The 21457-nt window shown below is 41.5% G+C and carries 20 protein-coding genes; 16 read left to right on the forward strand and 4 right to left on the reverse strand.

Translation table 11 applies throughout. From position 1 onward, the window contains the following. Position 1: 1 nt before the first annotated feature. Entirely contained in the window at positions 2-1039 is a 1038-nt protein-coding gene (locus tag PQ461_RS01235) for an AI-2E family transporter (RefSeq protein WP_274207804.1), read from the reverse strand. Between the two features lie 171 nt (positions 1040-1210). Between PQ461_RS01235 and PQ461_RS01240 the strand changes: the two genes are divergently transcribed. The 4 genes from PQ461_RS01240 (at position 1211) to PQ461_RS01255 (ending at position 6099) form a co-directional block, all read left to right on the forward strand. After that, positions 1211-2008: an MOSC domain-containing protein gene (locus PQ461_RS01240; RefSeq protein WP_274207805.1), complete on the forward strand. Its 798-nt coding sequence runs from the start codon at positions 1211-1213 to the stop codon at positions 2006-2008. Between the two features lie 91 nt (positions 2009-2099). Further along, the gene (locus PQ461_RS01245) at positions 2100-4697 is read left to right on the forward strand and encodes a PAS domain S-box protein (protein ID WP_274207806.1); all 2598 of its coding nucleotides are present in this window, start codon (positions 2100-2102) and stop codon (positions 4695-4697) included. A gap of 108 nt (positions 4698-4805) precedes the next feature. Continuing rightward, entirely contained in the window at positions 4806-5195 is a 390-nt protein-coding gene (locus PQ461_RS01250) for a response regulator transcription factor (protein ID WP_274207807.1), read from the forward strand. 91 nt (positions 5196-5286) lie between these two features. Beyond that, positions 5287-6099: an oxidoreductase gene (locus PQ461_RS01255; RefSeq protein WP_274207808.1), complete on the forward strand. Its 813-nt coding sequence runs from the start codon at positions 5287-5289 to the stop codon at positions 6097-6099. 31 nt (positions 6100-6130) lie between these two features. Here PQ461_RS01255 and PQ461_RS01260 read toward each other — a convergent pair whose 3' ends face one another. Further along, positions 6131-6580 (reverse strand): GNAT family N-acetyltransferase, encoded by a 450-nt coding sequence (locus PQ461_RS01260; RefSeq protein ID WP_274207809.1) that lies wholly within the window; start codon positions 6578-6580, stop codon positions 6131-6133. A 200-nt stretch (positions 6581-6780) separates the two neighbouring features. Here PQ461_RS01260 and PQ461_RS01265 point away from each other — a divergent pair, with 200 nt between their 5' ends. The 11 genes from PQ461_RS01265 (at position 6781) to PQ461_RS01315 (ending at position 18090) form a co-directional block, all read left to right on the forward strand. Beyond that, entirely contained in the window at positions 6781-9336 is a 2556-nt protein-coding gene (locus tag PQ461_RS01265) for a TonB-dependent receptor (protein WP_274207810.1), read from the forward strand. Positions 9337-9496: 160 nt separating this feature from the next. Then, on the forward strand, positions 9497-11104 hold the full coding sequence (locus PQ461_RS01270) for a hypothetical protein (protein ID WP_274207811.1): 1608 nt from the start codon (positions 9497-9499) through the stop codon (positions 11102-11104). 3 nt (positions 11105-11107) lie between these two features. After that, positions 11108-12133: a hypothetical protein gene (locus tag PQ461_RS01275; protein WP_274207812.1), complete on the forward strand. Its 1026-nt coding sequence runs from the start codon at positions 11108-11110 to the stop codon at positions 12131-12133. Positions 12134-12754: 621 nt separating this feature from the next. Next, complete coding sequence (locus PQ461_RS01280; RefSeq protein ID WP_274207813.1) at positions 12755-13177, forward strand: cobalamin B12-binding domain-containing protein; 423 nt, start codon at positions 12755-12757, stop codon at positions 13175-13177. 10 nt (positions 13178-13187) lie between these two features. Beyond that, positions 13188-13964 (forward strand): enoyl-CoA hydratase/isomerase family protein, encoded by a 777-nt coding sequence (locus PQ461_RS01285; RefSeq protein ID WP_274207814.1) that lies wholly within the window; start codon positions 13188-13190, stop codon positions 13962-13964. Between the two features lie 107 nt (positions 13965-14071). Further along, a complete protein-coding gene (locus PQ461_RS01290) occupies positions 14072-15511 on the forward strand; it encodes a sigma-54-dependent transcriptional regulator (RefSeq protein WP_274207815.1) in 1440 nt (479 codons plus the stop codon). Further along, complete coding sequence (locus tag PQ461_RS01295) at positions 15511-15705, forward strand: histidine kinase (RefSeq protein WP_274207816.1); 195 nt, start codon at positions 15511-15513, stop codon at positions 15703-15705. The genes PQ461_RS01290 and PQ461_RS01295 overlap by 1 nt, the downstream gene beginning before the upstream one ends. A 119-nt stretch (positions 15706-15824) precedes the next feature. Next, on the forward strand, positions 15825-16868 hold the full coding sequence (locus PQ461_RS01300) for an AI-2E family transporter (RefSeq protein WP_274207817.1): 1044 nt from the start codon (positions 15825-15827) through the stop codon (positions 16866-16868). A 107-nt stretch (positions 16869-16975) separates the two neighbouring features. Further along, positions 16976-17242, forward strand: a complete 267-nt coding sequence (locus PQ461_RS01305) for a YtxH domain-containing protein (RefSeq protein ID WP_274207818.1) — start codon at positions 16976-16978, stop codon at positions 17240-17242. A 45-nt stretch (positions 17243-17287) separates the two neighbouring features. Further along, positions 17288-17653: a phage holin family protein gene (locus PQ461_RS01310; RefSeq protein WP_274207819.1), complete on the forward strand. Its 366-nt coding sequence runs from the start codon at positions 17288-17290 to the stop codon at positions 17651-17653. Further along, positions 17653-18090 (forward strand): hypothetical protein, encoded by a 438-nt coding sequence (locus PQ461_RS01315; RefSeq protein ID WP_274207820.1) that lies wholly within the window; start codon positions 17653-17655, stop codon positions 18088-18090. Before PQ461_RS01310 ends, PQ461_RS01315 begins: the two co-directional genes overlap by 1 nt. Here PQ461_RS01315 and PQ461_RS01320 read toward each other — a convergent pair. After that, the gene (locus tag PQ461_RS01320) at positions 18087-18650 is read right to left on the reverse strand and encodes a thiamine diphosphokinase (protein WP_274207821.1); all 564 of its coding nucleotides are present in this window, start codon (positions 18648-18650) and stop codon (positions 18087-18089) included. The two genes, PQ461_RS01315 and PQ461_RS01320, sit on opposite strands and share 4 nt — an antisense overlap. Before the next feature lie 53 nt (positions 18651-18703). Here PQ461_RS01320 and PQ461_RS01325 point away from each other — a divergent pair, with 53 nt between their 5' ends. Then, positions 18704-19549, forward strand: coding sequence for a hypothetical protein (locus PQ461_RS01325; RefSeq protein WP_274207822.1), 846 nt, complete (start codon positions 18704-18706; stop codon positions 19547-19549). A 114-nt stretch (positions 19550-19663) separates the two neighbouring features. Here the strand turns inward: PQ461_RS01325 and pafA are convergent, their stop codons facing one another. Continuing rightward, complete coding sequence (pafA, locus tag PQ461_RS01330; protein WP_274207823.1) at positions 19664-21337, reverse strand: alkaline phosphatase PafA; 1674 nt, start codon at positions 21335-21337, stop codon at positions 19664-19666. Between the last annotated feature and the right edge of the window lie 120 nt (positions 21338-21457).

Consider the following 21457-nt stretch of genomic DNA (forward strand, 5'->3'; position numbering starts at 1 on the left):
CTTAGGCAGCCTCGCGGTTGATCTTTTTTACATAGAGCTCATCAACCAAAATAAAAACAATAGCTAACAGCGGTACTGCCAGTATCACGCCCAAAGCACCGGACAGTGTCCCCATGATGATCTGGCTAACTATGGTTAGTGCAGGCGGCAGATTGATCATGCGATTTTGCACAATAGGTGTAATTACACTACTTACAATGGTTTGTGAAACCACATAAAGCAGCGTTACTATAATTGCCGTATCCGTGCTGATGGTAAGCGCCAGCAAAACGCCCGGTATCATGGCCACTAACGACCCAAAGTTGGGTACTATTTTTAGCATACCGGCAAATAAGGCCAGTACCAGTGCGGCAGGGATGCCCATGATAGATAAGCCGGTGAACAGGAATATAGATATAAGCACAATAGATAGCATGGTAGTTTTAAGCCAGGCTTTTAAAGAAAGGCTTAACCTATCCATCACACAGGTGGCCAGCTCTTTGTGCTTAGGCCTGAACATCATAATAATGCCGTTTTTATACATTGATGGGTTAACGGTGAAAAATATGCTGAGTAGAAAGATCACATAGATATTTCCCATTACACCAAAACTGGTACTGAAAAAATGCTGCGCGGTAGTAAACATTTTTTGCGAGTTACCATCGTCTGATAAATAATCCAGTACTTTTTGCCCTAAAGATGTTTCAGCAAGTTTAGCGCGGGCATTACTGATAGTATGGGGTAGGCTATCGCTAAGCTCGGCGATCTGTGCCTGTATTTTGGTGCCCATAAACCAAAGCAATGCGGCAAGTATCAGAAATGAACCTACCACGGATATGCCCATAGCAGGGCCGCGTTTCATCTTGGTTTTTCGTTGGATAATATCTCCCAAGCCATGAAAGTAAACGGCTATAAGAGACCCTGCAAGCATCATTAACAGTACATTAAAAGCAACACGTGCAATAAGTATCAGGATAACCAGAAAGGCAACAATGCCTACCGTGCTCCATACTTTTTGTACATAGCTTAGATCTTCTTTAGTAGTATTTTTATCAGTCATGCAAGTTTATCGTGCTATTAGTACACCTTCTAGTGCTAAAATGTTTAAAAATAAAAACAGGATGTGGTAACTAACAATTTTAAGGTACCTAAAATTAGGTGAATTATCCATTGGCTATAATGGTAATAAAGCATTGATGTTCATTAAACAAAATAGCTTTAATTTAGCGCAATGTTGCAGGTAAGCCAATTGTTTATTTATCCGGTAAAATCTTTGGGAGGCATTGCTGTTACTAAAGCGCAGGTAACGGACCGCGGCCTGATGCACGACCGCAGGTGGATGCTGATTGATAACAATAACCGTTTTTTGTCACAGCGGGAGCATGCAAACATGGCTTTGTTTAATGTAGCTATCAAAGACGAAGGTTTATTGATTACTTACCAGCCTGATGGCAGTAATATCATTGTACCGTTCCAGCCTGAAACCGATGAGCAAATACAGGTTACCGTTTGGGATGATACCTGTGTGGGTATCCGCGTAAGTGATGCGGTAGATCAGTGGTTTACGGCTATACTAAATATGCCATGCCGCATGGTTTACATGCCGGACGTATCGCATCGTAATGTGGACCCAAGATATGCCCTTGATGGAGAAGTAACTTCTTTTGCTGATGCTTACCCGTTTTTACTGATTGGGCAATCGTCACTCGATGAATTGAACAGCCGGTTAGAAGAAAAAATCAGCATCGACCGTTTCAGGCCAAATATTGTTTTTACCGGCGGTGAGCCTTTTCAGGAAGATGAAATGAAGCATTTTGCCATTAACGGGATTCATTTTTATGGGGTTAAATTATGCGCAAGGTGTGTAATGGTTACCATTAACCAGCAGACGGCGGCAAAAGGTACAGAACCGTTAAAAACCTTAGCTAAATACCGCTTCAAAAATAATAAGATCCTCTTCGGACAAAACTTACTTCATAAAGGAGAGGGCGAATTATCTTTAGGAAATACCTTGCAGATATTAGCCTGAATTTGATTATAATTAATAAAATTTTCTTAAGTGTTTAAGATTGCAAACAAATTGCCCTAAAGGCTCTTTATGCAAAAACATTTTTCAACTTATGCCCATCGCTAACAACCAGCAGGAAGAAATAGAAGCTTTGCGTAGCCTCATTGAGGAAACGCCCGACCCTGTTGGTTTATATGTAGGCCGTGAAATGCGCATACAGTTAGCAAACAAAGCCATAAAACAAACCTGGGGAAAGTGGGATGTGGTAGGCAAAACCTTTCGGGAGGTACTCCCCGAACTTGATGAGCAAGGGTTTTACAAATTGTTAGACCAGGTTTATACAACCGGCGAGTTATATGAAGCAAAGCAGCAGGAAGTTGTCCTGACCATTGACGGTGTCCCTAAGCTCTTTTACTTTGACTTTGCTTATACCCCATTAAAAAAAGCTGACGGAACTGTTTGGGCGGTTTTAAATACTGCTAAAGATCTTACCGAGCTTGTACTGGCACGCCAGCGATTGTCAGAAGCTGAAGCGCGTACGCGCTTTGTACTTGATTCGGTAGGTATAGGCAGCTGGGACCTGGATGTTGTCAATAGATTAGTTTGGTGGGACGACCGCTGCCGGGAGCTTTTTGGATTGACAAATACCGATATTATACCTTATGAAGAAGTATTTAAGTTTATCCACCATGCCGACCGTTTTATGGTTGATGCAGCTGTTAACGATGCATTAAACCCGGCAAAAGGCGGTAATTATAATGTGAAGTTCCGTACATCTGGGGTGGAAAATGATAAAGTGAAATGGTTGCACTGCCAGGGCAAGGCATACTTTGATGCAGAAGGCAAACCTTACCGCTTTTCGGGTATTGCACAGGATATTACTGAAGCTGTAGCTTCTGAAGAAAAAATCCGTTCCGCAGAACAGCTTACGCAATTAGCTATTGAAGCAGCAGGTGCAGGTACGTTCTTCATTGATATGCTTAACAACGAAATGATATACTCGCCATCCCTTGGCAGGGTGTTAGGCGGACTGGAGCAGGAAAATATCAGCCGGGAACAATTTGTAAACTTTTTGCATCCGGATGATACAGATAAACGGGCAAAAGCCTACGAGGAGGGATTTAAAACAGGCAAACTGAGTTACGAGGCGCGTTTTATCTGGAAGGATGGATCAATACACTGGGTAAAAACATTAGGGTCGTTCATTTTTGACCCGGATGGTAACCCTGTAGTGTTGATGGGGGTATCTATGGATATTACCACAGAAATTGAACAGCGCGAAGAACAGGAACGCTTGCTGCTGCTGATTGAAAACACGAATGACTTTATCAGCCTGTCGTCTCCCGAGGGTTTTGTAACTTATGTAAACAAAGCCGGGCTTGAGCTTTTAGGCTTTGAAAATATTGATGAAGCGAAAAGGCCTAACATGGATTACATTATGCCTGATGAGTTGCCAAAACTTCAGGAGCAAATTAATCCATCGCTACTATCAGAAGGGCAGTGGTCTGGCCATATAAATTTTCGGCACTTTGTAAGTAAAGAACCAATACCTGGCTACGGAACAACCTTTTTATTGAAGGACCGTTACTCGGACAGGTTGCTTGGCAGGGCAACTATTTTCAGGGATTTGAGATCTGAAATGGCTTCACAAAAAGCACTTGCCGAAAGTGAGCAATTATTCAGGGGTATTACTACTGCCTCCCCTGCGGCATTATGGATGTCTGACGATAATGCACAGATCATTTATGTGAACAAGATCTGGATCGACTGGACAGGCGTACCGCTGGAAGGGCACCTGGGCGAAGGTTGGCTAAATTATGTGATGGCCGAAGACGTTGAAAAAGCGTCAGCCAAATTCCTGAGCGACTTTAATGGACGTAAGTTTCATGAGAGCCATTTCAGAATAAAAAACCCTAACGGCACAGAACGCTGGGTGGTTTGTACAGGCAATCCGCAATATAATTCGGATGGGCGCTTTACAGGCTATATTGGCGCTTGTGTAGATATAACTGATCAAAAGCAACTACAACAGCAAAAGGACGAGTTTATTGGCATAGCCAGTCATGAATTAAAAACCCCGGTTACCAGCATTAAGGCGTATAGCCAGGTACTGGAGGCGATGTTCCGCAGAAACGGCGACGAGCAAAAGGCAAACATGGTGCTTAAGATGAACACCCAGATTGACCGCCTTACCAACCTGATCAGCGATTTGTTAGATGTTACCAAGATACAATCGGGCAGGTTGCAATTCAATCACAGCTACTTCAATTTCGATGAGATGATTACCGAGTTAATTGAAGATTTACAGCGTACTACTCAGCGCCATAAAATTAAAGCGGAGATACATCCGGTTGGAGAAGTATACGCTGACCGCGACCGGATAAGCCAGGTAATAGTTAACCTGATTACCAATGCCATAAAATACTCGCCTGATAGTGAAGATATTATTGTTAAAGCAGAACTTAACAATAAAGAAGTTGAGGTATGTGTTCAGGATTTTGGAATTGGTATAGATGAAGATAAGCAACCTTATGTATTCGAGCAGTTTTACCGGGTAAGCGGCGATAAGCAGCACACTTTTCCGGGCTTGGGACTTGGACTTTACATTTCGTCGGAAATTATTAAACGCGAAGGCGGCCGTATTTGGGTAAATTCTGTTTATGGCAAAGGCTCAACTTTTTGTTTTTCACTATCTCAAAACAGAATTTAAATCACTGTGTTATAGAATCATATACTTTCATCGAGTGCTTGATTAAATTCCATAAATTTTTCTTCTTTAACTTAACATTTTTATGTTTGTTTTTACCTGCTAATTAACATGCTGAAAAGAATACTCATTGCTGACGACGATCCGGGGATTGTAGATGCGGTTGAAATGATGCTGAGCTTTTACGACTATCAGGTAAGCTCTACTTATGATGGAAATGAGGTAACTGATCTTGTGCCTGAATTAAATCCTGATCTGATATTACTGGACATCTGGATGTCGGGCGTTGATGGGCGCGATGTATGCCATAAGCTAAAGAACAATCCTGCCACAAGTGGTATTCCTGTCCTCATGATTTCTGCAAGTAAGGATATCGCCGCATCGGCCATAGATTCGGGAGCCGATGGCTTTATTGCAAAACCCTTCGACATGGACGACCTTATTACCAAGATCGAAGACCTGTTGCACCGCGAAGGTGAAATACAGCAGCAAAGCGCCTGAGAAAATTTTCTTAACAGCAAGACAAACTCAAGCTTTAAAACAAAACATACGATACTTTCATTGTCTAACTTTGCATCGTAGCAATTAGACAATGAAAAAAGTAATCCTGATTACCGGAGCCTCATCTGGCATGGGTAAAGATTTCGCAATAGAACTTCTTAAAGATGGCCATACCGTTTATGGAGCGGCCCGCAGGGTAGATAAAATGGCTGATCTGCAAGCGTTGGGTGTTAAGGTAATGGCTATGGATGTAACCAATGACGAGTCTATGGTAAACGGCATCAATACTATTATTGCCAATGAAGGCCGCATTGATGTGCTGATCAATAATGCCGGCTTTGGCTCATACGGTGCAATTGAAGAAGTATCAATGGACGATGCCCGGTATCAGCTCGAAGTAAATGTAATTGGTGCTGCGCGGCTGATGCAATTGGTATTACCGCACATGCGCAAACAACATTTCGGCCGTATCATCAATATATCTTCCATCGCAGGCAAATTCTCTACGCCACTTGGCGGCTGGTACCACGCCAGCAAACACGCGCTTGAAGCACTGAGCGATAGCGTGCGTAATGAAGTGAAGCAATTTGGAATTGATGTAATCATTATAGAACCGGGCGGCGTTAAATCTGAATGGGCAGACATAGCGATGGATAACGCTATCAAAGTTTCGGGCAATGGGGCATACCAGAATATGGCTAACAGATTTGCACAACTGGGGAAACAACAAGGGCACCGTATGTCGGATCCGAAGGTAATTACCCGGCTTATTAAACATGCCATAGCATCAAAAAAACCTAAAACAAGATATAGCGGTGGCTATATGGCGAAGCCTATTTTGTTTTTACGCAGCCTGCTGCCCGACCGTGTTTTTGACAAGTTACTGATGAGCCAGCTGAAATAGGTGACATGAGCTTAGGAGCGCCTTAAAACTTTTATAAACTATTAACATTGTCGAACGACATTTTATAATGAAACGCGGTCTCTCCGGTTGTACAGAATCCCAATCGTTCATACAAGGCTTTAGCTCGCTTATTTACCTTAAAAACCTGTAATTCGATTTGTTTTGATCTTAATTTCGCTTGCTGAATTAATTCATACAATACCGCTGTACCAATACCCTTACCCTGAGTGTGGTCACATATAAGAAGGCTTTGAAGGTAAATACGCGTATCGTCTTCTTTAGTAACAAGAAGCCCGATAGCATCATTGCGGTCATTAAGGAGGATTTTAACTTTTTCAGGATCGAAGTCTTTGGTATGAAATTCCAGCTGAACTGAATCATCCCAACCCCATATTTGCTCTATATATGGCTTGATTGATGTTTTTTTGATTTGAAGGGTCAGATCAAAATCAGCAGCTGTAGCATTTCTGAAAAGTACCATGATAAGTATCTTTGAACTTGATGGATGATAAAGATAAATATCATACAGCCCTATGTGTCATTACATGACAAATATTATTTTGTATAAAATATTATAAGCAGAAGCCTCGTAATAGAAATTTTACTAAATTTAATACATTCCTTACAACAAAGTTACAAGCCGGATAATGCAAGCCTGATAAAAAGGTTGATTTTTGCGGCATGAATACCCGTACCCTATTAAAGTTCTTAACATTTATTTTTCTACTCACTACAGTTTTTGCAGTAAAGGCACAAACAGGTGGCACCGTTGCAGGTAAGCTTGTTGATGCCTCTACCGGGCAGATACTTGATTTTGCTACAGTAGCGTTAATCCGTAAAACAGATAATCAGCCTGCTAAAAGTATGCAAACAGATTTGCAGGGCAACTTTAAGCTTACCGGCATTCCTGATGGTGTATACCTTTTCCGCGCCACCTTTGTAGGCTATATTTCATTCACAAAAGATACGCTAAACATAAAAGGTGGCAACACCGTAAATCTTGGTGCTATAAAAATGCGCCCTTCAAAAGGTGTATTAAAAGAAGTAACTGTAACAGCACAACGCAGCCAGATACAGTTAAGTACCGATAAAAAAGTATTTAGCGTTGAACAGAGCCTGGTAAGCCAGGGCGGTTCAGCTACAGACCTGCTCAGCAATGTGCCATCGGTACAGGTCGACGTTGATGGTAACATTAACCTGCGTGGCTCAAGCAATGTGCGTATCCTGATCAACGGAAAACCATCAGCCTTAACAGGTGCAAACCTTACCGATATCTTACAGTCCATCCCGGCAAGCTCAATCGAAAATATCGAAGTAATTACTAATCCGTCGTCAAAATATGACGCCGAAGGGCAATCGGGCATTATCAATATCGTTTTAAAACGTAATGCACAAACGGGCTTCAATGGCTCGGTATCGGCAACTGCGGGCACACAGCATACCTACAATGGCTCGGTAAACCTTAACTATCAAAACAAATTGATTAACGTTTACGCCAACTACAGCTACCGTAAAGGCCGCCGTATTGGTAACGGCACCAGCCAAACTAATACCATTGATAGCTTAAAGCGTGCGTTTAACCAATACCAGGTAAACGATCAGGAATTCAGGATCAACTCAAATAATATCCGTAGCGGCATTGATTTTTCGCTTGACCCAAAAACTACTCTAAGTTTTTCAAATAACATCAACATCCGTAGTTACGACCGTTTTCAAACGGGTGGAACTACCGTTAGCAGTCCGCTGTATAATCAAACTATTAACCGTAACAACACCAGTACAGGCAACGGTAATAACCTCGACTTTAACCTTGATTTCAGCCACAAATACAAAAAGCCGCAGGAAGAGTTAACAGCTAACGTTGGTTACTCAACCAGTAAAAACAACAATACAGATAACCTGAATACGGCATATGATTACAGCACCGGTAGTTTTACAGATTATTCGTTACTGCAAAATAACTATACCATAGGCCGGCAGCATAACGTCAATCTTCAGGCAGATTTTGTATTGCCATTAAACCATAACAACCGCCTTGAAATGGGCTATCGCAGTACCTTTAACAAGAATGATAATAACTACCTTGTTGATACGCTGAATAATGCCACCAATATTTTTGTCCCTGCCGATACACTGAGCAACCACTTTGTTTATAATGAGCAGGTTCATGCCGCTTATACTAACTATCAGCAAAGCTTTGGCAAGTTTAGCATACAGGGTGGGGTGCGTTTAGAAGAAGCGCTGATCAATACCACAACCACCACGCTTGGCCAGGACGAAAAGCACAAACAGGACTATTTCCGTGTTTACCCAAGCTTGTTCTTAACCGAAAAGCTTACGGATAACCAGACCTTGCAATTGAGCTACAGCCGCCGTGTAAGCCGTCCGCGCGACAGGCAGATCTCTCCTTTTCTTGACCGCAGCGACCGTCAGAATTATCAGCAGGGTAACCCTTTCCTTAAGCCGGAAGACACCCACTCGTTTGAGTTAAGTTATATCAATTACTGGAAAGCGCTGACCTTAACATCATCGCTGTATTATCGCCTTACCTATGATAACATTCAGCAGATCCAAAGCAATTATGATCCGTCGGGTATCATCAGCTTAACCAAATTCGAAAATCTTAAAAATGCGTCTAACGCAGGTTACGAACTGATTGCAAAATTAAGCCCATCATCAAAGATAGACCTTACAGGTAACGTTAACGTTTATTACCGTAACATCGAGGGCGACCCGACATTAAGGGTGGCATCAACTTCTGGTTATGCATGGAATGCTAACTTAACGGCAAATTTTAAGCCCGTATCAAAATTGGGGATCCAGTTACGCGGCGACTATCAGGGGCCGCAGGTGATTGCGCAGGGCCGTATGAAATCAATGTACGGGCTTGATGGCGGTTTAAGGTATGATATCACCAAGACGTTGAACTTTAGTGCAAACGCACGGGATATTTTTAACACCAGGAAATTCAGGTCGGTAAGAACGTATGGCGATGCGGAAAGCAGTACCGTACAATCGTCAGACCGCCGTTGGGCAACGCGTATTGTGTTGTTTACGCTGGCATATCGTTTCGGATCAAACACCCCGGCAGGCCGCCAGCGCCAGCAGCGCCGCCAGGATCAGCAGCAAGATCAGGAAAGTATACCTGATGATGCACAGCCGGGCAACGGTGGCGGCTCGCAACAGGGACAAGGCGCCCGCCCGGCAACCGGCGGACAGGTACGTGCCCCGAGATAAGAAATATTAATAATGAATAACAAAGCCTTCCAGTGATAAGCCGGAAGGCTTTGTTATTTTATAGGGACTTATAATAATACTTATAAGTCGGTTTTTATAAAATGCTATAACTTTTGATTTCAGAAAGCCGTAACAAAGCAGACTAAACATTTATTACATAATGAATACCCCTTTAAAAAACTTTATCCGCTTTACAGCGGCCCTAATTCTGGTGGCCGTTATTTTCATCATCCACAGTTGTAAGAAAGACAGTGGCATTAATAACAATGCTTCACTCGGCGATCCTGTAGTGCTAGCCGCCAAAAGTTGGTACAACGGTGCTTATCCTGTTATAGCAAATAACAGCAAAGGCACTAACTCATTATCCAATAATCATGATTTTAGCCAACGCATTAAACCTGATTGGGCACACCCTTCAAATTATAAGAGGTTTAATCAGGATGTTATCGAGTTACCATTAGATCCTTCAAACAAATTTGCAGCGGCACTATTGAACAATGCTACCAAACAAGTGCCTTACACTAAAAAGAGCACTAAAGCTTCATTTTTATTGTTAAAAGATAGTTCAGGCTACAAAGCTTATATCATGATTGTGATGGCTGATTCTGTATATCTTAAAGGAAATTATGCTAAGCTTGCAAACAATACTTATAGCAAACGAGAGTCAGATTTTAGCGGCATGGTTATGTATTTTACTCCTAAAGGAAGCTTTGTAGGTGGCTACAGTTATATTAATGGCAAACTGATAAAACCTGGCAGCAACTCAGCATCAAAAGGAACTAATGGTATAATAAAACCTAATTATGCGCCAGCTGAATGTTGGGATTACTGGCTAGTGTCCTACGATCAAAACGGAAATGAAGACGGTAGAGAATACCTCTTTACAGATTGCGAAGGTGGTGGCACTGATGATTCAGGATCAACAGGCACCTCTAGTGGTGGTGGCCCCTCAACTTCTCCACCGTCTGACTGTCCAACGACAAACTCAGTTAAAAAGGTGACAATTAATAAAGCACCAACAGATCCAGGCACAGGTATAGTTGGTGAGCCGAATGACCCAACAGATCCCGGTACAGGGTTTCCACAACCTACCAATAATGGATGCCCGGTAGATGGGGAATATGAAATACCAGATATATTAGATAGCATTAGCAATAAATATCCATGTGCAAAACAGCTATTAGTTAAATTGCCTAATTTTAATTCACAGCTTTCTAAATTATTGAAGGATGCTTTTGGTGCTGGTACAGGTAGTAATATTGTTTTTCATAATGGTACTGCAACTCAATTTGCAAGCGATCCAACTGAAGATGGTATTACAGAAGGGTTCGACATTTACTTAAATCCAACTATTTTGACCAATTCTTCAAACGAATATATTTTAGCTACAATGTTTCACGAAGGAGTACACGCATTTCTAAATTTAGAAATGCAGCGACTTGGCAGTAGCGGTTTTGCTTCGAAATATCCTCAAATCAAAGTAGTTTCAAGACCAAGTTATTCGGCTAATGCTAAAGATCCCTATAATTATTATTTGGATGATGGAGCATACTACACAAAGGTTGACCCAAAACATGTTACGATGGCAGAATATTTTACTAATCTTATCAGTTCGGCCATTTTATCATATAATTCTGCTTTCCCAACAGATAGTGCTAATGCTTTAGCAAGATATGGAATCTTTGATGAGCCTAGTATTCTGGGGGCAAACCAAGACGAAAGAGATACAAGCACAGGTAATTCAAAAGGAACTAAATGTAATCCATAGGTTATGAAAATTTCAATAATAATATGTTTGATTGTATCCAGCATTTCAATTGTAAAAGCTCAATCTTCGAATTCAAAATTATCAGATAAAACAAGTGCAATTTCCGTTAATAACTCAAGTCAGTACGTTTTATTAAGTCAGGACAGTAAGCTTGATAGTTATATAATGAACAAGGTTACTTTGAGGCAGCGGTTATTGATAAACAAAGTACAAGACAGCACCACAATTGAAGTTTATAACATATTATACAATCAGAGCTTAGCTGTATTTTCTGTTATGCCTTCGCTGTCAAGCAAGTCACCTGTTTGGAAAAAGATCAATCCGGATACTATTAAAGGAGGGTGTTTAAATCTAAAACAACTATCATCCTTGATGTTAAAAAAGTTTAATGACTACCCTCAAAAAGAACACGGATTTTTAGACCGGTTAAAGTATAACAACATACATATCATTGTTAGGCGTAATGATGGGTATTATGTCAATAGCAGTGATTGCATTTCAGAGTTCTTTAAATTAGTGAGTAGCCGTACCGAATCATCCAAAGTTTTTGAAATAGATACAACTGCTAAAATGTTAAGCATAATGGAGCATGAAACTGCTTTTAAGCGAAAACACTTTTATGCTTATTCAAGTAATTTTAAAAACTCAGAAATACGCTTCGACGCTAGCCTGAAAAACAATCCGCAATTACATTTATCCTATAAGTCTACCAATAAATACGGCACGGCGTATCATTTCTGGCTGTTAGATAATTGGAGTAATGACGGTGTAGATTACTGGCGAGGTATGGACAGGTTTATATTTAAATCCGGAATAGGAATTGTTGGCGCGTCATACGACTTTTTTATGCCTTCTGCTATTAACGCTTGGTCGAACACAGATAATAGCCCGAATAGAATAATGAAAGGTTCTGCTGAAGATTTCGGCTTTTCACATGAGTCTTTGTATTCAACCAATGCAAATACCTACTTGGCTAATTACCTAGAAGAAAACGTTATAGAAGCCGCATCAATTGAGATATTACATTGATTTTATGAACAGGAGCATTATTGTTTTCATGTTTATTTTTAGTCTATTTTCAATGGATTTACAGGCTCAGCCTAAAAATATCGCATTCAGCAAATATGTTTTAAATCACTTCCATGCCCCTGAATCTGTATAAGCTAACTGCATGTGGCAAAATATCTTAGTGGATTGTAAAACAGACGCAAATGGGGATATAGTTACTTATGCTCTATTGAATAAGGAAGATGCAGATTTACAAAACAGCCTCGCTTTTCTTCAAGGATATCATTTTACAGCTCAAAAATACAAGCACAAAAACGTGATATTCTGCCTGGATATAGATAATCAAAGGATATCAGGTTGCAAAATTCTTAAACAGGTCCCCAAAAGATCCGGTAAGGTTGTTTTAAATGAGTATCGTGCTAAGCATAGGTCAGAAAAGGATCTAACTTATATAGATGACAGTATTTACATTATCATTGAAGACCCGGTGAAGTAAAGGTATTCGAAATGTAATCTACAACAAAGCCTTCCAGTCACAAGCCGGAAGGCTTTGTTATTTTATCGCTTATTTAAGTAAGCGGGCAAAACCCAAACTATTTTAATATTGTTTGTACATTTACCGCATACCAATTATTCGCTTGCATGAGTGAAAACCAGTTTAACCGCCCCATCAGAGTCTTAATTGCTAAAGTCGGCCTTGACGGTCACGACCGTGGTGCGCGTATTATAGCTACAACGCTTCGCGATGCCGGTATGGAGGTAATTTATACAGGCTTAAGGCAAACGCCCGAAATGGTAGTGAATGCTGCCCTGCAGGAGGATGTTGATGCCATTGGGGTTTCCATACTTTCGGGTGCGCACATGACGGTGTTTCCTAAAATCATTAATCTGCTCAAAGAAAAACAGGTGAACGATGTGCTGCTCACCGGCGGAGGTATAATCCCCGATAGCGATGCAGCTAAACTAAAGGAAATGGGCGTAGGCGAACTTTTCCCGCCGGGTACTTCCACCAGCAGCATTGTAGATTATATCACTAACTGGGTGCATCAGCACCGTAACTTCTAAAGCACTGCTTATGTCATATCAAAACTTATTAATCGAAGATAAAGGTCGTATCAGGTACATCACCATTAACCGCGAAAGTAAATTGAATGCTTTGAACAAGGATACCCTTACAGAGCTTCATGCAGTATTCGCAAGCACGTTTGAAGATCAGGCTATTGGTGGTGTAATTATAACCGGTGCCGGTTCAAAAGCATTTGTTGCCGGGGCCGACATTAGCGAGTTTCAGGGCAAGGGTGTAAACGAAGGCAGCCAGATGGCGCGCGAGGCTCAGCACAGTGTGTTCGATCTTATTGCAAACGGTGCAAAGCCGATTATTGCTGTAATAAATGGTTACGCACTTGGCGGCGGGTTAGAGCTGGCTATGGCCTGCCATATACGTATAGCTGCCAACACGGCTAAGATGGGCTTGCCAGAAGTTACTTTGGGATTGATTCCGGGCTATGGAGGTACACAGCGGCTTACGCAATTAGTTGGTCGCGGCAAAGCGCTCGAACTTATCATGACGGCTGATATGATAGGTGCCGAAGAAGCATTGCAACTTGGCTTGGTGAATCATGTTACCGAAGCAGATAATGCTATGGTTAAAGCCGAAGAATTAATGCATAAAATACTGAAGCGTGCGCCTTTGGCTGTTGCTGCCGCTATAAAAGCGGTAAGCGCGGCTGCCGTATCCGAAGGTTTTAAGGCAGAGATCGATTTGTTTGGAAACTGCTTTAGTTCAGCTGATTTTAAAGAAGGAGTAGCTGCGTTTCTTGAAAAACGGTCACCAGAATTTAAAGGTTTATAGTTGGTATAACTTTTTATACGTATATTTCGTATCCCCTCAATAAATAATTAATTTGTAATTAACCCAGGTGGTTAAGTACTTTTACGTTTGTTTGAAGATATTCTGTTATGAAAAAGATCCTCATCGTTGATGATGAAGTAAATACCGCGTTATTACTTTCTAAATTTTTAACCAGAAATGGATTTGAAGTTTCCACCGCTTCAAATGGTGGCAGCGGTATGGAATATCTTAAAAACGATGCTTATGATCTTGTATTGTGCGATTTCAGGCTGGAGGACACCGATGGCCGCGAAATGCTGAAGAGCATAAAATCTCAGTACCCTAAAACCGGTGTTATTATTATCACAGGCTATTCGGATATAAAAATGGCTGTTGAGCTGATCAAAATGGGCGCTTATGATTATATCACCAAGCCTTTATATCCCGATGAGATTCTGAATACCATTAACAAAGCTATAGAAACCCATCACGCGCTGGTAACCGAGCCGCAGGAAGAATTGGCCGCTGTTAGCCCCAAAGCGAAAGAAGATAAAAAGCAACAAATGCCTTCAAACGAGTTTGTTGTAGGCAAAAGCCGGGCATCTAAAGAACTGTTAAGGCAGATAGAGCTGGTTGCGCCAACCAATTACAGTGTGATTATTTTGGGCGAAAGCGGTACAGGTAAAGAGTCGGTAGCTAAAAGCATCCACTTAAACAGCCCTCGCCGCGATCAGCCGTTTATTGCCATGGACTGCGGTTCATTGACCAAAGAGCTTGCCCAGAGCGAATTTTTCGGTCACGAGAAAGGATCATTCACCGGTGCATTATACACTAAAATCGGTCACTTTGAAATGGCGAACGGCGGCACGCTGTTTCTTGATGAGGTAGGCAACCTGTCATACGATATTCAGGCGGCGTTGCTGCGTACCGTGCAGGAACGTAAAGTAAAACGGATTGGCAGTACCAAGGAAATTGACCTCGATGTACGCATTATTGTGGCTACTAACGAAAACCTGATGGATGGCATTCAGAAAGGCCGTTTCCGCGAAGATTTGTACCATCGCTTTAATGAGTTTACCATATACATGCCGCCACTGCGCGACCGGGGCAGCGATATTATGCTGATGGCCGAACATTTTCTGAAAATAGCCAACCATGAACTGGGTCGCAGCGTACAATATTTTTCGCCCGAGGTTGAAGAGTGCTTTATCAACTACAAGTGGACGGGTAATATCCGCGAGCTTAAAAATGTAATTCGCCGGGCTACACTTTTAACAGAGGGCGATACCGTACAAATTAAGTCCCTTCCGCTCGAAATCTCAAATTATAGCCGTATAGCGGCTCCGCATGATTTTGCTGCTAATAGCAATAACTATAGTGCCGAGCCTGCACCTGTAAGAGAGCACAACCGCAAAGACCTTAAAAATGCGGCGCTTGAAGCAGAGTACGACACCATTTTGCGCGTATTACGCGAGGTAAATTTTAATAAAACCAAGGCTGCAGAAATACTGAAGATAGACCGCAAAACTTTATATAATAAAATGAAGGCGATCAATTTGGGTAAATAATGGCAGAAGATAAAGAACAACCGGATTTAAGCTTGATAAGGCATGATATACGCAATCAGCTTTCTAACATCAACCTGGCGTTAGAACAGCTAAAGTATGAGATAAGACCTGTGGATGACGAGACTGCTTTTTATCTGGAGACCATTGCTGCCGGATGCGGAAAGATAAACGAATTGTTAAATGGCCTTGAATAAAGGCTATTTTTGTAGTACAGATTTAAACATTTACAGCTTATAGCTGTTTAACAATCTTTCACACTAATTTTACTGGACAGAGCAGTGCGGGTGATGGCTGTTGAGCTAAAGCAATACTTATGTCGATTTTTAATTACAGGCAACGCAATAATATAATCCTGATCAGCATCATTGTGCTTGGCTGTTTTCTGTTGTATGCCCTAAGCTCACTCTTTAGCTCTATACTGGGCGCCATTGTGCTGTATGTGATCTGCCGTCCCGGGTATATCTATCTCACGGAAAAAAAGAACTGGGGGCGTTCTGTTACAGCGCTGATGTTTATACTTGTTACGCTTATTGTAATTGTTATCCCCTTTCTTTCATTAAGCTTTATGGTGATCAACAAGATTGCAGAGATCAAGGATAACCCGGTGTTTATTGACCAGTTGATTAAAAAGGCAAATGCCTTTACCGGCTCAACCTTCAATCAGCCTCACATGATTGATAGCTTTACCGATAAAATAAGCACATATGCCACAGATTTGTTTCCGTCCATTTTAGGCGGTGCAGCTAATATCTTGCTCACCCTGCTGGTGTTGTACTTTCTATTGTATTTTATGTTTGTGCAACTGCGCGAGTTTGAAGCTGGCCTGCTGCGCTATGCGCCATTCCGCGAGCAGCATGCATTGAAGTTTGCTACCGCGTTAAAAAATGCAACCTACTCAAACGTACTGGGGCAGGGTATTATTTCAATAGTACAGGGATTACTGCTGGCTAACGGGTTTTGGATAGTAGGCATACCCGATGCTTTATTCTGGGGAATTATAGGCACGTTCATTTCGTTTTTGCCGGTAGTAGGTGCGCCAACGCTTTCTATACCTGCGGGTATTTATTTAATGATGATTGGTGAAACTTGGCGTGGAATCGGCATTATTGTTTATGGCCTGCTGTTTATCGGCAACATTGATAACGTGCTGCGCATGATCATTAATAAGCGTATTGCTAATACACATCCTATTATTTCCATTATAGGGGTTTTTATAGGTTTGCCGCTTTTTGGTATTTTAGGCCTCGTATTTGGGCCGGTATTGTTATCCTATTTTCTGTTACTTGTAGAAATTTATGAAACTAACCGGCTTGCTGCTGAGCGGCTTGACAGAATTAAAATGGAGAACGATTTATAAATTGTACTACCCTTGCTTCGTGCCCGTTTAAAGGGTAATAAATATAAACCATTAAATAAATTTAGAACGAACACAAACAAAACATCCAACTTAAAAATTATAGTACTATGAACAATAACACAAAAGTAATTGTGGCCTTACTTGCAGGGATAGCAGCGGGGGCAGCCTTAGGTATATTGTTTGCACCTGAAAAAGGTGATGAAACACGCGATAAACTGGCCGATTCTTTAAAAAGCTTAAGCGATAGCATTAAAGAAACCGCCGGTAAAGAAATTGACAGCTTGCTTGGTTTTAAAGACAAAGTAGTTGATAGTATAAAGACCAAGATCAACGGTGCTGAAGAAGAGTATCAGGACGATCTGGAGCACGCATAAAAATTATAAATGATCCCGGGCTTATGTCCCGGGAGATATTTTCTGATGATGGAAGAAAGAGAACAAGAAGTTAAAGAGCCACAACAACCACCTGCTTTAGATCAGCTGCGCGACTACGTGGAAACACGTATTAAGCTTTCCAAATACAAGGTGATTGAGAAAAGCACATCGGTTATTGCAGGTATAGTTACCGATGTTATTATTGTAGTTTGCCTGGCACTTACCTTTTTGTTTGCCAGCTTTACACTGGCGCTTTTCCTGGCAGACGTATTTCACTCCTATTGGAAAGGTTTTGGCGCCGTAGCCCTTATATACCTTATCATTGCCGTAGTGGTAATGATGGCTAAAGACGGCTTTAAAAAACCAATCATTAACACACTGATCAAAAAGATATTTAGCGATAACGAGTGATGGATATACCTGTTAATAATATAAACGACCTGCGCAGCGAGATTATCAGGCTGGAAAAGCTTAAACAGCAGCAGGAAATGGATCTTAAAAAAAGGTACAACAGTCCATCATCTGTTTTTTCTGCAGCGTTTAGCCTTTTTAATAAATCAGGCGACCCAAAAGCGGCCAGTAAATTTTTTACTCCAGATATTATAGGTTTGGTTTCGAGGTTTGTTTTGCCAATCACTTTAAATAAAACACTGTTTAAAGGATCAAACGTATTGGTAAAAACGTTGGTAGGTCTGGTTTCGCAAAAAGCTTCAGCCTTTATTAATGACGATGCTGTACACAGTATTTGGGATAAGGCGAAAGGGCTTTTAAGCAAAGTTAAATTAGGCAAAAGCAAAAAAAGCGACGACGAAGCCGATGAACATCATGTAAAATCGGCAGTGCTTTAGTCAATCGGTTCGGCTATAAACAACAATTCCGGTTTGCTGAATTGCAGGTTGTAAAAACCATCCGCTGTAGTTTCGTAGATATCTTCGCCGATTTGCTTCAATCCTCGTGTAGTAAGATCTAAAGGCTTATCTATTATCCTGATGTGTTCTCCTTGCGGTTTCCATTTGTTAAAGCCAGATTGTACACCAAATATCTTTTCAGCCTCTGTATAAACCACCAGGTTAATCAGATTTGCATAAGCCTTTAATGGTTCCCAATCATTTGTAATGACATTGACTGCCGGATATTTTTCTTCAAGCAGGAAATCAAAAGCAGCTTCTATATAGCTGTGATTTGTAAGGATATGTTGTACATCAGATTGCTCATCAGAAACAATGGAACTGATAATCCTGTCCACCTTAATGTGATTGTTGATCAACTGCTTGGCGGTCTCTTTTGTAGCGATAACCGTAGGACTCCATTCCAATAGTTGCCCCAACAATTCAAAAGAAAAGTCGTCAAGATCGAGTACCAGCAAAGCCGGCTCCTGTTTTTCGCGGACAATATGGTGAGATGACATAGGTTCGAATCCTTATATTCTGCTAAGCTAATTGTATTTTTGTTTATTGTAATATGAATACAAAACCTTCAACTGATTTTGCGCTGCTGGTACACGCATGCGACCGTTATTCATTTCTATACGAAGGTTTTTCTTACTTTTTTGAACGCTTCTGGGATTTCAACGTGCCATGCACCTATTACTTTGCAACGGAAGAAATTGATGCGGACATTAATGGCTTCACCAATATTAAATCGGGCAAAGGCGAATGGAGCGACAGGTTGGTTAAGCTATTGAAGCAAATTCCTGAAAAGCATATCATTTACTTCCAGGAAGATATGTGGCTTGATAAAGCTGTAGATGCTTCTTTTTTTGAGAGCCTGTTTCAGTATATAATTAAAAATAACTGGCAGCAGGTGAAACTCACCAGTTCTGATGTATATGTTACCCAACCTACCGCACATGTAATCAATGGCTTTACCATAGCGCAGTTGGATAATCAAGCATCCGGCTATTTGATGTCGCACCAGGTAACCATTTGGGACAAAGATTTTTTGTTGGCTCAATTACCTAAAGGCGAGCATCCGTGGCGCAACGAGCGTAAGGGGACTAAGCGCTTAAAAAAGCTGAATCCTGAAATATTTCACGTTGATTACTTCTCAGAGAACGGCCACCCGCCAATTAATAACAATGCAGATAACGCTACACCAAGCCGTTACTTTACAGTTTCGCAGAATAGCACTTTAAATTACAGGGTATTACCTTTTATTGATTTATTGAATAATGGAAGTACGCAAGAACAATTATATGCTAAGCAATTACAGCAGCACTACGACCAGCAACTAACTCACGACGGTAAACCTAAACCACGCAAAGACGACATCTTTAAAAAGATTAAAAACTGGATTAAAGGGAAGTAAAATAACATTGTCATCTCGAACGCAGTGAGAGATCTTATTTGATTTGAACAGATTTCTCACATTCGTTCGAAATGACAAATAACAAAGAAGGGCGATCAACATCGCCCTTCTTTGTTATTTCTTCATCAACTCGCTTATCGGCTGACCGATACAGCCATTTGGCACCTGAATGTGCAATAATGCGGCAACGGTTGCCGAAATATCCGTCATATGGGTTTCGCGGTTAAGGCTGCCATGCTGTACGCCCCACCCCATAAATACCAATGGGATATGCGTATCATAAGGCGACCATGTACCGTGGGAAGTGCCAGTAGCATTTTGCGAACCTGAGTACCATCCGGGTTTAAGGGCAATTAAAATCACACCGCTTCTTTCGGGGTTATAAGAGTTAAGCGCTCTGGTCCTGATCCACTCAGGAATGCTTGCATTTTGCGCATTTGCAAGATCGATAGCAAACATTACGCCCGGTTGCTTTTTCAAAAACTCGATGCAGTCATATTTAATCGCATTCTCATTCAGTTTTTTATCTGCAATAACCTTATTATTAAGGTTAATCTCATAGCTGCCGGCATTTAACACAATGTTTTTAACATCATATTTTTTCTCTAACAAAGTATTCAGGTCGCGAACGGCAAGGCCGCTGTTAAAGTAACCTGCTGGGATGTTATGATCTGTCAGGAAATGAGGGTTATTAGCCGCACCATGGTCGGCGGTTAAAAAGGCAGTATAGTTTCCCTTTCCTACTTTAGCATCCAGGTAGTTGAAGAAATCAGCAAGGTCTTTATCCAAACGCAGGTAAATATCTTCAATCTCTATTGCATTAGGCCCAAACTGGTGGCCAACATAATCGGTTGATGATAAGCTTACCGCTAAAAAATCGGTTTGCGGATGCTTGCCCATTTGTTCGTTTTCTATCGTCGTTTTGGCGAAATCCAGCGTGAAGCTTACACCGAAAGGGGAGCTGCGGATAGCGCCGGTGTTAGTGCCTTGACCGCTGATTACAGCAAGGTCATGCGGAAAGGTAGCCGATGTTTCGTTGCGATATTTACCTTCATAAGGCGAATTATCGGCAGTACTTTGAGCGTAAGTGTTAATCGGATAAAGCGTCTCCCATTTCTTACTCAAATAATCTTTAAGCTTACCATTGTCGTTATATGATTTTACCCATTGCGGCAAATCATTCATGTAGTAGGTACTGGTGATCCAGTGGCCGGTAGCATCATCAAACCAATAGGCAGCATTGGCAGCGTGGCCTGCCGGAAGTATGGAAGCACGGTCTTTTAACGCAACGCCAATTACTTTTGAGCGGAAATTAGTTGCCAGTCGTAATTGGTCGGTCACTGTGGTAACCAGTAGGTTTCGAGGCGACATTTTACCGGCATCTGAGGTGGTACCTACACCTGCAACGGTTGAATCGCCTGCGCTGTATATCTCTTTACCAGTTGCCTGTATCGTGAATTCGTTGGCAACGATGCCATGTATAGCAGGCACAGAGCCGGTATAAACACAGGTATGCCCTGGTGCGGTTTCAGTTGGCAGGTAATCAATCTGGGTGTTTTCACAAGTAAAACCCTCGTTAAGCATGCGCTTAAAACCACCAGCTTGGTAGCGGTCGTAATAACGGTACAAGTAATCCCAACGCATTTGGTCAATCACGATGCCTACCACCAATTTAGGCCGTGACACATCTGTTGACGGTGCTGCTGTTGCTGCTTTTTTGTGAGTTTGTGCTGATACGGAAGTTCCGGCTACGGCTAATATGCCGAAAAGTAATTGTCTGATCTTCATTATAGGAAGTTAAAGTGCCAAATATCCAAAATACTATAAGAAGTTTATGTGACAATTTTGTTAACTAATATTTGAAGATTGTTTCAAAATGACAGAGGCGCAAATTTTGCGCCTCTGTAT

Origin of the sequence: Mucilaginibacter sp. KACC 22063 (assembly GCF_028736115.1) — a bacterium.
Classification (GTDB): domain Bacteria; phylum Bacteroidota; class Bacteroidia; order Sphingobacteriales; family Sphingobacteriaceae; genus Mucilaginibacter.

Bases quoted from the DNA above. Each gene is read 5' to 3' on its own strand.
- PQ461_RS01235 (WP_274207804.1), bottom strand. From the start codon at position 1,039: ATGACTGATAAAAATACTACTAAAGAAGATCTAAGCTATGTACAAAAA.
- PQ461_RS01240 (WP_274207805.1), top strand. From the start codon at position 1,211: ATGTTGCAGGTAAGCCAATTGTTTATTTATCCGGTAAAATCTTTGGGA.
- PQ461_RS01245 (WP_274207806.1), top strand. From the start codon at position 2,100: ATGCCCATCGCTAACAACCAGCAGGAAGAAATAGAAGCTTTGCGTAGC.
- PQ461_RS01250 (WP_274207807.1), top strand. From the start codon at position 4,806: ATGCTGAAAAGAATACTCATTGCTGACGACGATCCGGGGATTGTAGAT.
- PQ461_RS01255 (WP_274207808.1), top strand. From the start codon at position 5,287: ATGAAAAAAGTAATCCTGATTACCGGAGCCTCATCTGGCATGGGTAAA.
- PQ461_RS01260 (WP_274207809.1), bottom strand. From the start codon at position 6,580: ATGGTACTTTTCAGAAATGCTACAGCTGCTGATTTTGATCTGACCCTT.
- PQ461_RS01265 (WP_274207810.1), top strand. From the start codon at position 6,781: ATGAATACCCGTACCCTATTAAAGTTCTTAACATTTATTTTTCTACTC.
- PQ461_RS01270 (WP_274207811.1), top strand. From the start codon at position 9,497: ATGAATACCCCTTTAAAAAACTTTATCCGCTTTACAGCGGCCCTAATT.
- PQ461_RS01275 (WP_274207812.1), top strand. From the start codon at position 11,108: ATGAAAATTTCAATAATAATATGTTTGATTGTATCCAGCATTTCAATT.
- PQ461_RS01280 (WP_274207813.1), top strand. From the start codon at position 12,755: ATGAGTGAAAACCAGTTTAACCGCCCCATCAGAGTCTTAATTGCTAAA.
- PQ461_RS01285 (WP_274207814.1), top strand. From the start codon at position 13,188: ATGTCATATCAAAACTTATTAATCGAAGATAAAGGTCGTATCAGGTAC.
- PQ461_RS01290 (WP_274207815.1), top strand. From the start codon at position 14,072: ATGAAAAAGATCCTCATCGTTGATGATGAAGTAAATACCGCGTTATTA.
- PQ461_RS01295 (WP_274207816.1), top strand. From the start codon at position 15,511: ATGGCAGAAGATAAAGAACAACCGGATTTAAGCTTGATAAGGCATGAT.
- PQ461_RS01300 (WP_274207817.1), top strand. From the start codon at position 15,825: ATGTCGATTTTTAATTACAGGCAACGCAATAATATAATCCTGATCAGC.
- PQ461_RS01305 (WP_274207818.1), top strand. From the start codon at position 16,976: ATGAACAATAACACAAAAGTAATTGTGGCCTTACTTGCAGGGATAGCA.
- PQ461_RS01310 (WP_274207819.1), top strand. From the start codon at position 17,288: ATGATGGAAGAAAGAGAACAAGAAGTTAAAGAGCCACAACAACCACCT.
- PQ461_RS01315 (WP_274207820.1), top strand. From the start codon at position 17,653: ATGGATATACCTGTTAATAATATAAACGACCTGCGCAGCGAGATTATC.
- PQ461_RS01320 (WP_274207821.1), bottom strand. From the start codon at position 18,650: ATGTCATCTCACCATATTGTCCGCGAAAAACAGGAGCCGGCTTTGCTG.
- PQ461_RS01325 (WP_274207822.1), top strand. From the start codon at position 18,704: ATGAATACAAAACCTTCAACTGATTTTGCGCTGCTGGTACACGCATGC.
- pafA (WP_274207823.1), bottom strand. From the start codon at position 21,337: ATGAAGATCAGACAATTACTTTTCGGCATATTAGCCGTAGCCGGAACT.